Below are 12,107 nucleotides of genomic sequence, written 5' to 3'. Positions count from 1 at the left end.
TATTTTAAAAAACGCTAAAATCCCATATTATAATAGGTTTTTAGAAATCTCTAAATCCCACAAAAAAACATAACATGACAAACAGCACAAGTGTTGGAGGGGCGCAATGTTAGAGTGTAAAGAGCCTGTTAGCTTAACATTCTTTTTTAAAATGATGAAGGCTGGAGTAGAGGGGCCAGTATATTGGTATTTTTCCACCATAACAAATGTTCTATAATCTTGTCACCATTGCAAATGTTATGGTGTTCAAACAAAGGATCTCATAGATTTGCGCTCTTTTCTTTGCGTGATAAGAAGAGTGCTAGGCAAAACAGTAAAAATGCAGCGATAGAAAATAGGAAGAATATGAAATATGTTTGGTTGAGGGAGAAGTATCCTTTTGTCAGTGTATGGAGCAAATAGCCAGCAAATACACCGCCCAAAGCACCACCTATTTGCTGTAATATGCGTGTGATCACCGCCGTATCTTTAACGTATAAACTGTTGACATATTGTATGGGGGCGGACAGACATACAATGGTGGTGATGCCAAGCCCTATACCCCTTAGTAAGAATCCCAGCCCATCCATGCTTATCGTATAGCCAAAGCATAATATACCAAAGCTTGATATCAGCAAACCAATTCCGATCATAAAAAAAGGGCGATTTTTCTTTCCATTTCTGGTAAATAAATTTCCTGCCGATCCATGCTCCCACGCCTTGTAGAGCAAGGAGGGCACCGATGAGGAGAAGGCTCTTTTCATGGGGCTCTTCCGCGAGTGCTAAGGGGAAATAAACAAGAAAGCTATAAAAAAGAAAGGAAGCAATAAGCCCCATGATCATGAGCAATGTGTAACGTACATTTGTAAATCCACTAAAGATGATTAATTTGTTTTTTGCTTTCTGATTAGAAACAATGAACAATATGAGAGAGATTACTGCTATCAGTGCTATGATAGAGAGGATGTTGTTGTTATTGATGTTTCTAGCTTCTGTGAGGTAAAAAAACGAAATAAGGGATAGGGAAAAGGTTAAAAATGCCAGTAAGTTAAATTTTGTTTTTTCTGTTTCGTTGGTTTTTAAATGTTTTGCTCCAATGGTGAGAGCCAAGAGAATAAGGGGAATATTGATAAAAAATAACAACCGCCAGGATACATACTGAGCAATTGAAGCGCCCACCAGTGGACCAAAGGCTGGAGCAAAAACCGTTGGTACGGCTATGGTTCCCATGGCTTGGCGCACCCGTGTCTGTCCAAATTGTAAGGCGATAATAGTTTGGCTTAGGGGCAATAAGAGACCTGTTCCAAAACCTTGAATGATACGGGCAGAGATAATGGTTTGAAAATTATAGCTTAATCCTACTCCCAATGATCCAAGCATAAAAATGCAGTTTGCAAGCAGCCAAGTTTTTTTGATTCCTATTCTCCCTTGCATAAAAGCGGCCATCAAAAGTCCGGGCACGGTGGCGAGAAAATAGGAGGTTACAATCCATTGTATATTATTTTCTCCCGCTGAAAAATAATGCGCAAGTCTGGGGAGGATGACATTAACAATGCTTCCATCGAGCAAGGGCAGTATACTGGAAATAATGACGGTATAAATGACATACTTTTCTGATTTGCTATAGGAATCTCTCTTTTGCATTCTTATGCCCCCTGCGGATGTTCTTTAAAATATTGACTCCCCATAAATCATAGGTTTTGAGAATGAACCCCTGTTTGTGAGGACTGTGATATCGGGGTGAATGTGATTGGAAGCGCTGATGATTTACCCAATGCTCCTCTCTCAATATTCTCCTTGCGTATCCCTCTTTCCCTCCCAAATGCAACTATTGTTTAAGCTGATCTTGGTGAGTTTAGCGAGGAGTCTGTTTGCTGTCAATTCTCTCTGCATGGGAGAAAAACAGATGTCTGCTCTGCTCCAAAGGTCAAATGGTTTGTCGTTTTTATTCAGTTTTACGAGCCTGTTTACATTCTGAGGTGAAATTATTGGGATTTACAAAAATATCAGGATTACCGGTCGCTGTTCGAAGTATGCAAAAAAACAGAAAATTAGCCGTCAACGAGAATCTCACCAACTCTATCGTTTGATTGGGGGGGGGACGGTATAAGCTTGAACAAGAGAAGTAAGGTGTAGTATTTCTGAGGTTGCATCACAAGAAATAAACACTTTGTTCTTTTAAATTTTTGAGTTTTTATACATAGTAACAATTGTATAAATGGCTTTAAGCAGTTTATAAGAAAAGTTATATCAAAGAGGCTTAATCAAAGAGAGCATTTTTTCAGGTTTGCTTTTTTTCCTTTTTCATGAAGAGCAGGAGAGAGAGAAGAGCAGCACTGAAAGAGGCAATACTCAACATTTGCCAAGCGGATAAACCAAAAACAGCTTTGTTGTATAAGAGAGAACCGAAGTAACTTCCTGCCATTCCTCCAAAAGCACTTGACAAACTCATGATGCCAAAAGCACTAGCAATAAGGCGTTCATCTATATTTGTGGCATCATAATCGAGGCGTATGCGCATGATGATTTCAGAAAAGGTAAAAAGGATGATTGCTAAGAAGAGGCACAGATAAGAATGATCAAGAGTGTGGAGAATAAAGAATGAGAGCCCAAAAAATACAAAAGATAATATTATAGGCATTTTAGAATTTTTCCTACAAGACCATCTTGAGATAGGTATTTGGAAAAAGATAACAATAAGGGCATTGAGGAGAAAAATGTATGAGGGGGCACTTCTCCCAAAAGTTTGGTCACCAAACAGAGGGATCGTGACTTCGAGTTGTATGTAGAGAAAGGTAAATAAAAACGTAAAAAATGTTACACGAAGCATCATCTTGTTGGTAAGCAGTTTTTGAAAATCAGAAAAATTTATTTTACTGAGTGTGCTGGTACCCGGACTTTCTTTTAATGTGCAGTTGAGAAGAAATAATAAAACAAAAATAAACCCAACGAGGCTAAATAATAGATGAGGATGAATTTTTAAAATGAGCATTCCAAGTAATGGGCCAATGGCTGTCCCTATGTTGGCAAAAATCGCTCTGGTGGCTAAAATATCAACTTTGTCAGCTGTCGAGACGTTTTTTACTAAAAAAGATTTTGCAGCAGGAAAATACATACTGCTTCCTAGTCCGATAAAGATGCAGGAGAGGAGCAGGATATAAAAATTATGCGTAAAACCAATGGTAAGATAACCTGGAATCCGCATTGCTAAACCCAAAAGCATGGTTTTTTTGATATGCACATAATCGGAAAGTATTCCTCCTAAAAGGGAGCCTGCTCTTTGGCACCAAAAAGCTGTTCCCATGATGCTACCTACTTCTATTGCACTGAGGGAATTCAATTTGCTTAAGTAGATCGCCAAAAAAGGAACGACCATAAAGACTCCAACATTGCTCAAAAGAGTGGTGATGAGAACAAGGTGTACGCTTGCCTTGAAACTGAGAATTTTACGTAACATTTAATTTTTCCACCACAATATTTATTTTATTTGCTTTAGAGGGTGTTTTTAATAACGCTGTTTTTGCAGCTATACCAATGGTAAATAAAATCCTGATACAGAGGTTGGTCCCATGAGGCTGAGAATTTTGTTCCTGTAAGATGTGAGGTGAGAGGGGGGCGTGTACTGTATATTTCTAAGTGTATATGCTTAAATGTTCCTGTTGTTTTGGCAGTGAGAAATTTTGACCTCTGTATTTTTTGAGTGCCTATTCTTTGCTAAAGCGTACAGATGGCTTTTCCCTTTTTGGAGATGCACATTCTAAAAATCCTTGGGAGATATTTTAAAAGGGAGATATTTTAAAAGCTTAGCAAAGTGCTTTACCAATTTGTCCTCTTGGCTCGCCTTGGATTTCTTTTAACAACTGCAAACCATACGTTTTGGATCCAATTCCATATGGCTCTTTAAGAAGGACAGGGTAGGAGAGGTCATGTTCTGCTTGGAAAGCGTCACGTTTAATAACAGTTGCTTGTCCTTTTATTGAGATCTTTTTCCAAAAAGATTTTTCTTAGCTGTGTTTTGTCTCTACAGATATTATTTGCATAAGCATTTGGGGTTTTACATTTAAAAGAGCAGAGACTTTGTTGACATTGGCTGCCCACGTATCTGTAAGGTTGATAATTTCCGCATGATTAAATGTATCGCATTCAATAGCAGTAAGATATTTGCTTTTTATATACCTCAGTTCATGAAAATACATCTCTTTATTGAGGGTAAGGAGATGTCATTGAATATCGAAATCTTCTTCTTCGATAAACCTAGCCAAATGTTAATGCTTTAACAAAGAAAAAATCCATTCTTTATTTTATCTTAATGAGAATTATTTTGTAAAAAAAGTTTCAAATACTGTTTATTTTTTATTCCATTCGAAATGCAACCATGGAAATGCACGTTGTACGCGTGCTAAGAAGAAAAAACTATGAAGGAAAGAACAATGAACTATAAGGATTTATCTGTGAAGCTATAATCTTAACTTATTTAATTTCCACTAAATCATCATTAGGGACTATAGGGTATTCAGATGTTTGGACAAAGAGATTTTATTTAGGGGATTTTATTTTTGCAGAGCTTGAAGATTGAATAAATTGAGCTTTACTCATAAAGCAAACATGGAAAAATTGAGATTTATTGATTATATCTTTTATCAGATAAGAGGATGAGAGTGATGATAAAAGGGCGTTTCTTTCAAAATTATAACGTGAATCAATAAACAATAAAACGCCAACACCATTTTCGCATTGATTGACTATAATGAGCTGAATATCCATAGCCGAAATATCGCTGCCTAGAAGATTCAAGGTCTTTGTGAAATCGTGTACAGAAATTGAAGTTCCCATGATATTATAAAAAGATGGTGTTCTTCCTTTGAGGTGTAAGTTATGTCCACGGTAACCACAGTTACATGATTGATGATAGACAATATGAACAACGTCACCTGTGGCGTGTTCAAGTAATGGTACATCATTAGGATAAAAAACGGATACGATTAATTCATCATTTTCAGGATTTGATTTTATTTGAATGTGATCATAAAGATGATAGATGTCACCTCCAAGTCCAGAACACTGGAATCCTATTGGACCAGTTTCTTGAGTGGTAAAGCTAAGAGGTTTTACCCTTAAGTCAGGGATTATATCTTTTATTTTCAAAAAAAATTCACCTTGAAAGGCTTCTTTCAAAATAGAATAGGTTTTTTAGAGATTTAAATTTTTGTTTCCGAGATATCGTAATAAGTTTATCCGCAAAACTTGGCAGGAAAATGATGGTGTCGATAGAAAATTCTTCGATAGCTGAGCTCAAAGTTTCAAGATCAATCATAGAGGCAAATGGATAATATGGTACTTTGAGAAGGCGACAAATTTCATGGGTAAATAAAAATCCCCCCCATAATCCTCCAGCTGTGAGACAATTTGCAACGGCGTTTACAGAGCAATCTTTAAAGACAGTTTCGAGCTTCTTTGCCGCAGAGTGTGTTACAAACTCATAATTGAGCCATTTATGGCGAAGTGTTTTGGGCACCCTTGTTGTGCCCCCAGTAGCAAAAATTATATGTGACATTGAAGTTCCTTATTTTTTTTAGTTTGCATGAGGCAAAGGCAAGAAGCAAAGGCGGAGACACCAACAATCATGCAAAAGGTGAAAGCGATATGCTGGTTGAAATGGCTGATGATCCATCCACTTGTCCATGAGCCGGCGGCTTGGCCAATATTTGAAACAACAAGAATATAACTAAAAAGAACACTGGAAGAGACGGATGCAGTTTTTTTCCCTGCTTGATAGTATATCTCTGGAATTATGACAGATTCATAGACACTGTAGGAAATTAACGCAGTCACAGCGGTAAAGACACTACCCATGAGGAAAAATGCAGCGAAAGTTCCCATAAGCCATAATAGGTAGAAAGTTGATTTATCAGAAAGGCTAAGATGTTTATTGATTATTCCCTGGCAGATACAAATGCTGATGCCAACAATTGAAAAGAAAATCCCACTATAAGGAGCGAGATTACTGTCAAATTTATTGAGGAGTGTTGTGGTGGTGATGAAAATTCCCATGAGGAATGTACAAAGAAAAGCCGTGACCAGCAAATAAGCAATAGAACGATTATGGATTATTGTTTTTAAAGAAGAAAGAAAAGGCTTCTTTGTTTTTTTATCCTTTTCAAGAGATAATGTTTTATGGGGGTAGTGATAAACAATTTGAATGGATAAAACACAAAGATACAAACCAATGAGTGCAAAAAAAGCCATGAGAAAAGCTGATGCGTTGTATTTTATGGCACTCATTGCAACGAGAGGGGCTATAACGACGGCAGCGTTTTGAAAAAAAGAATAGAGAGTTAATGCGCGTTTAAGAGTACTTCCATTGAGATGTTCTGATAAAATTTCTCTCAAAAATGGCTTTGAAATTGCTTTCGAAAAAGCCATTAAGGTAAAAAAGATCAACCATGCAGAAGGTGTAAGCGATAAGATAACGTACAGAAAAGCTATACTCCTTAAAATAAAGGCGGTAGCCATTAAAAGTTTACGCGAAAATCTTTCTAATAAACCCGTTGTGGTTACCATGAGAATGCTTTCAAGGATTACTGATCCAGCGAGATACAATGCAATATTGGCAGCAGTTATGAGAGAAGAGTTTCCAATCAGAGGCAGTACAAAGAAAAAGGAAGATTCAGAAAGAAAAACGGCGCTATAAATGAAACAAGTTATTTTATTTTTGCCCATGGAATTTCCATAGAAGTGTCGTTAAATGATCAAATACATTTTGTTGTATCTTTTTAGGGAGTTTTATGAGCTCTGTTTTTGCTGTACACATTTCGTTGAAATCGTATCCTTCCTGATTTACAAGCCAGTCCACTGCAAGAATATTGTTTTTTCTACGATATTTTTAGAAAGAGTAATCATTTTAGGATAGAATTTTTCCTTACCATAGGTGCTTATAAAAGTTTCTTTTGTCAGAATCGTATTTTTGCTGCCATGTGCAGCATTTCTAATAGTGTCGTTTCCTTGAGGTATGCGGAATTTCATAAAAACTAATTTTCTTGATAGGAATGAAATATGACAGAAGGGGGATCGAGAAAAATAGTGTTTAACTTTAACGCAAGCTGATCAAATAATATACATTTCGCACACGTTTGTGCGGTTGCATATTATACACCAAATCTCTCTACGGAAGACTTTATGGCATCATTTCATACTGGGGGACGTTGTAGCCTCAGATAGGAACATGACATAAAATCAAAAATTTTCCCTGATTGAGCAACAACATTGCGCCCTGATGTTCGCGCAACAATTGGGAAGAGCATTGAGATCTTGATCCCATATCTGCTTCTGATGATTTTGACTGTTCCTAATTTTCTTTGATCATCACTTAATACTCCACGTTTTTGTTTTTTCCCATTGCATTTCTTATGAGGAGTGTGCTCTCATCTTCATAGATTGTCAACATATGAATGAGATGAATGATTTTGTAAGTTTTTCATGAAATTATATTTTTTTAGTGGAAGGTTATGCATTTGCTTGAAGTATAGAAGAAAGACGATTGCATTAATTAATCTTCATTCAATTCTCTTTTGAGAGCATGCGCTGATATTTTCCCCCATGGCGTTGTAAAAATCCTCTCTCAACGAGGGTGCGTCGTAATCTGGCAAAATCTACAGTAAAGAGATTGCATATCTTGGAAACTTCTGTTTCACTATAGATTTTTTCCTTCTGAAAGGCTTCACCAATTTTTGATAGCATCTCTTCTGTTTCTAAATGGCGGTTGCTTAAATTTTCCCTGTTCCGCTCATTTTTACTTTCGAGCATTTTCCACGGTGTCTCTTCCGTTTGAAATCCTGCAGTTGTATTTTGAATAAGACCAAGATTCAAAAGACGATTGATCGATTTGTGAATAGTTTTGGCATCACAATCGACAGTTTTTAGGATATCAGAAAGATTTTTTGCACCAAGGATAATAGCAGCGTAAACAGCGCGCAGTGCTGGTGAAGTCATGGCAGAAATCAGTGAATTGGTCGTGTTGCGTTTGTGAAGTGTTTCTTGTCCCATGGGCAAAAGATCATTGCGAAGGGGCAGTTCATTGATCTCGATGAGTTCTGCTTGGAGCGATTGTGAGCGTACAATTTGCTCAGTAGGGGTGCGTTTGCGAATAATCCCCAGACCATTTTGGCGATATTTGTGATTTTCGGGAAGGGTTAAAGCTTCATAGGAGCCATCAAGGCGGTAGAGAATTTCTTCCCACAAAGGGGTTCTAACGCATCTAACCCGTTGAGCGCCATTAAGAGCAACGGTTGTTGTCATGGTTGGTTCATGCAAACAGAGATAACCACCAGCGGTGATGTGTTCCCAAAGGGTTATAACAAATCGTACATCATCTGCGGGCGTTCCAGCATCAAGCCAAGCAAAATCTATTGGTCCCCAAGATTTGAGAGTGCTTTCATCGAGAGAGAAGAAATTCTCATTCATAAATGTTACCATGTTTTTTTCAATACGCTCGTCTTGGAGTAGTTTTTGCCATGCTTCTTCGGCTGATTGGCCTTCTGCTGAAAAATCATCAATGGTGATAAGTCGAGGTTCGTAATTTTCAGGAATCCCTGAAGGATCAAGTAAAGCTGTACGTTCTTCCCAAGTGGAGGATTCTAAAAGTTTTTTATCTTGTTGCCATGCTTGTTTTGCTTTTTGCAGTGCTTTAGCAATCAAGCGCGTACTATCCCCCGCACCGATTTCAATGACTGTGCGTGGTCTTGCCATTTGAATGAGCGTGTAAAGAAGCTCAATACTGTTTTCTGTTCCCATACCGGGTCTTATCAGAGGCATCTTTTGATCCTTATCATTTTACCAAGCGTAGCATTCCTGCTTTGATGAAAAATGTTGTTGTTTGTTCTATGGGGTGTTGAAGATGTATTTCTGTTGTGGCTTTTTGTAAGAGAGGTTTGGTTTTTTCATTCAGCCGGATTGTGCGTCCATTAAGTTGATTAATGGCAAGGGACCCAAGAGAAGAATTGACAATACGACATGTTGACTCTCGTAAAAGCGCTGTTGCATGATCTTTTGAAAAGGCTTGTTGATCTGTTTGAATGAGACCGTGTCGTAGCAGTGATATCAAAAGATTGTCTGCGTCAAAAAGGCAACCATTGAGTTTGATTTCTTTCAAGGATTGGACAGAACAGCCCTCATGAAGCGCTGTAAAGGTTTCTACATCAAATCCACCAAAAGCTCTGCTTTTGATGGAAACAACGGTGATAGGTTGAAGTTGGCGTTTGCCAATGAGTGCCGGTTTATTTTTTATTATCTGTACATCTTTTTCCCATTGAACGTGTGCTAGGGAGTCTAATTTGCGTGGGTAAACGGTAAAAGAATTGATTGCTATGGGTGGTGTGGTTTTTTGTAAGGCAAGGGTGTGGATGTTTTCATTCAAATCATGTTGCAGGGTTTCTGCTAATTGCCATACATAACCGCCTGTTCCATGGTAAAAATTTAAGCCTATAGGATCTTGTTGCATGATGTTATCGGTTTTTTTTTGCTTTAAAATATCAAGTTTTGGCAATGATTGTTCGCTCCTCCACACGGGAGTGGTTTATTAAAATTATATTGGTTGTTATAAAGACGCATCGGAGATACAACGATTTGATCGGATGATAATTGTCATGTCATTTCTAGGGCATGTTTTTTAAGAGACAAGGTGGTAAAGTTTGTTAAGCATTCTCCCATTCCTTTTTTTGTACGGCACCGTTCACAATAAAACCTAATATGCCTGTGATCATGGTGGTAATGCCGATGATAAGGAGTGTGCTTTGGGTGTGGTGCACTTTTACAAAACCGGCTCCTAGAAAGCCAAGGCATACGGATGTCTGTATGATGAAGATATAGGCAGGCATTTGACTGTTTCGTTGTTCTTTGGGGATGGCTTTCATCATAAAACTTGCCATTAAGGCATTTTGCACACCATTGGCACTCCCAAGGATGAAAAATGATAGCATCATCAGCCATGTGAAGTTTGTTAAGGAAAAACAGAAAATTGCAAAGCCAATGGTTGCGGCAGCTAGTGATGCTCCAGCGGCATTGCCAAAATGGTGGAAAAGATTGGAGAAGCAGAGTGGACCAACCACTAAGCCTAGGCTTAGCATACTTGTGATCACCCCATAGGTTTCAGCACTTAAGTTCAGCTCGGTGCGGATGCGGACAATCGATAAGACGTTGAGGGCAGAGGTGAGGATAATCGTGATGATGAGGGGCGCAAGAGCATAGACGACATCTTTTTTGCGCAAGAGACCCGCTAAATCTAGTCCTTTTTTGGTTTGCTGCGATGTATCTGTCTTTTGTGTATGAATTTTTAAACTTTTAAAACAGAAGAGAGTGATAAATGTGGCAAAAAGAACCATGATTGATAATGCAAAGAGTCCTTTTTGTCCGTTTGATATTCCATACAATACACCTCCTAGCAGTGGTCCGGCAATATAGCCAAGATTACGCACTGTTTGGATAATGCGATTGATACGGTCTAATTGCTGTTCATTTTTTGCGAAGTCAGGTACCGCAACAAGAATAGCAGACCAAAAGATTGAACCAGCACAACCTAGTGCGAAAGAAAGGGCAATATAAAGCCAAAACTGGTTGGCGATTGCAGCTGTGGCTATGAAAAGCGCTTCAAACAATAAAACAACAGTGACTGTGTGTACTGGTTGGAAGTGATGCAAAAGACGTGGTGCAATGGGTCCGGCACAAATTCCTCCTATAAGCCCTGCAAAAAGCAGCATTGAAATGGAGGCTGTACTTTCTGCTAAGTGTAAAGCAAAAGTGACTTGAGCCGTTTCATCGGCAAAGCTGCTAAGAGACAAAACGAACAAAAGTCCCATATGGGCGAAAATTATAGATTTTTTCTTTGTCACAATGCCCCCCAAGATGCTAAAGCTTTTACGGCTTTTAAAATTTCCTCCTGCGCATATCTGTAGGATTTATCATTTAATTTTGCTAGATCTAATTTTTTTCCGGATGAAAGTTGGGAAAGGAAGCTCTCTAAATGAGAGCTATACTCGAAACTGGCACAATGCCCATTTGCCGCGATGAGGAGTTCTTTTGTTTCTAGTAATGGTACCCATTGGAGGGTCGCGAGTGGGTGAAGAGTGATTTCACTTTCAATTTCGGAGACGTCAATAAGGGGACGACCGACACATAAACGCGAACTTGTATCGTTAATTAATTGAAAAACCAGCATATGGCGTTTTAAGGTACCATGTGCGATGGCAGAGTTTAGTGCGGAGTGCTGAAAAGCATTATCAGGGTTTAAATTTGCTCTTCCTGATGTGCGGATATCATGTCGCGTTCGATCATCAAGATGGAGTAAATGCGTGACATAATCTCTATGGTGTTGTGCATCGTGTGCTGTTTCCCAAAAAGCGACATTGATATTTACAGCAATCTTTTCTTCCGTTTCGGCAACATGGAAGGCATCATGGGGAAAATAGGCAACGCGGTCTGTCAGATTTTGCAGCGCAATTGCTGTTGTTTTATGTTGCTCATATTCAGGATATTTTAGCCCTTGGAGGTCTCTTCGTGTGCTAGGCCAAGCAAACATTGTTTTGCCATCCTGTAGCGTAAAACCAAAATTATGGGCGTGATCCACATGGACCCCAACATAGGTAGAAGCATATCGGCCTATGAAGCAGTCAATATCCACGCGTCCACCGGGTCTAAAACCTAAAGAATGTGCTAATTGATCTGCAAACTGTTTTGTTGCATCCCACAGTGCAGGGGTCGCAGCGTATAACCCATAATACATGACCGCCCATTCTTGCCCTTCGGCATATTGGTCAATGCGGGCAGTATATTCTTCTATAGTTCTATCCGTATCTAAAACAAGAAAGTTTGGAAGAGGATGTGGACTCCGTACTCCATTAACCACTGTTACTACTTCGGATTTAGGATTAAGAGCTAAGAGTTTATGAGGATGTAGAGCGTATTGTCTTAAAGCACTCAAAACATCCCTTTCATCGAAAGGGATGTGTGAAATTGATAATTCAGCTGCTTGCTTAGCCCAAATTTTTTGAGAAAAGCTCTCTGAAAATAACTGAAACATGCTATTAAATAAGCTTAATTTTTAAAGTTGGATGTATAAGAAGATTTGCATCAACAAT

The 12,107-nt window shown here is 38.6% G+C and carries 8 protein-coding genes and 1 pseudogene; all 9 read right to left on the bottom strand.

Annotation, left to right across the window (positions count from 1 at the left end; all coding sequences use genetic code 11):
* Positions 1-260 precede the first annotated feature (260 nt).
* A pseudogene (locus tag PVV66_RS03165) lies at positions 261-1,623 on the bottom strand (MFS transporter).
* A 637-nt stretch (positions 1,624-2,260) separates the two neighbouring features.
* The gene (locus PVV66_RS03160; protein ID WP_273718887.1) at positions 2,261-3,436 is read right to left on the bottom strand and encodes an MFS transporter; all 1,176 of its coding nucleotides are present in this window, start codon (positions 3,434-3,436) and stop codon (positions 2,261-2,263) included.
* Between the two features lie 1,079 nt (positions 3,437-4,515).
* Entirely contained in the window at positions 4,516-5,124 is a 609-nt protein-coding gene (locus PVV66_RS03155) for a hypothetical protein (protein ID WP_273718886.1), read from the bottom strand.
* 7 nt (positions 5,125-5,131) lie between these two features.
* Positions 5,132-5,533, bottom strand: coding sequence for a hypothetical protein (locus PVV66_RS03150; protein ID WP_273718885.1), 402 nt, complete (start codon positions 5,531-5,533; stop codon positions 5,132-5,134).
* Positions 5,521-6,699, bottom strand: a complete 1,179-nt coding sequence (locus PVV66_RS03145; protein WP_273718884.1) for an MFS transporter — start codon at positions 6,697-6,699, stop codon at positions 5,521-5,523. The genes PVV66_RS03150 and PVV66_RS03145 overlap by 13 nt, the downstream gene beginning before the upstream one ends.
* 837 nt (positions 6,700-7,536) lie before the next feature.
* Positions 7,537-8,790, bottom strand: a complete 1,254-nt coding sequence (locus tag PVV66_RS03140; protein ID WP_273718883.1) for a DUF2087 domain-containing protein — start codon at positions 8,788-8,790, stop codon at positions 7,537-7,539.
* 13 nt (positions 8,791-8,803) lie between these two features.
* Positions 8,804-9,475 carry a hypothetical protein gene (locus tag PVV66_RS03135; protein WP_273718892.1) on the bottom strand — a complete coding sequence of 224 codons (672 nt, stop codon included), beginning with the start codon at positions 9,473-9,475 and terminating at the stop codon, positions 8,804-8,806.
* Positions 9,476-9,668: 193 nt separating this feature from the next.
* A complete protein-coding gene (locus PVV66_RS03130) occupies positions 9,669-10,862 on the bottom strand; it encodes an MFS transporter (protein WP_273718882.1) in 1,194 nt (397 codons plus the stop codon).
* Positions 10,859-12,049 (bottom strand): hypothetical protein, encoded by a 1,191-nt coding sequence (locus PVV66_RS03125; RefSeq protein WP_273718881.1) that lies wholly within the window; start codon positions 12,047-12,049, stop codon positions 10,859-10,861. The genes PVV66_RS03130 and PVV66_RS03125 overlap by 4 nt, the downstream gene beginning before the upstream one ends.
* Positions 12,050-12,107 lie beyond the last annotated feature (58 nt).

Source organism: Bartonella sp. AU16XJBT, assembly GCF_028618665.1.
GTDB lineage: Bacteria > Pseudomonadota > Alphaproteobacteria > Rhizobiales > Rhizobiaceae > Bartonella.
This window is presented reverse-complemented; position numbering and strand designations above follow the sequence as displayed.

Excerpts from the sequence above, each read along its gene's own strand:
- PVV66_RS03160 (WP_273718887.1), bottom strand. The coding sequence starts at position 3,436 with ATGTTACGTAAAATTCTCAGTTTCAAGGCAAGCGTACACCTTGTTCTC.
- PVV66_RS03150 (WP_273718885.1), bottom strand. The coding sequence starts at position 5,533 with ATGTCACATATAATTTTTGCTACTGGGGGCACAACAAGGGTGCCCAAA.
- PVV66_RS03145 (WP_273718884.1), bottom strand. The coding sequence starts at position 6,699 with ATGGGCAAAAATAAAATAACTTGTTTCATTTATAGCGCCGTTTTTCTT.
- PVV66_RS03140 (WP_273718883.1), bottom strand. The coding sequence starts at position 8,790 with ATGCCTCTGATAAGACCCGGTATGGGAACAGAAAACAGTATTGAGCTT.
- PVV66_RS03135 (WP_273718892.1), bottom strand. The coding sequence starts at position 9,475 with ATGCAACAAGATCCTATAGGCTTAAATTTTTACCATGGAACAGGCGGT.
- PVV66_RS03125 (WP_273718881.1), bottom strand. The coding sequence starts at position 12,049 with ATGTTTCAGTTATTTTCAGAGAGCTTTTCTCAAAAAATTTGGGCTAAG.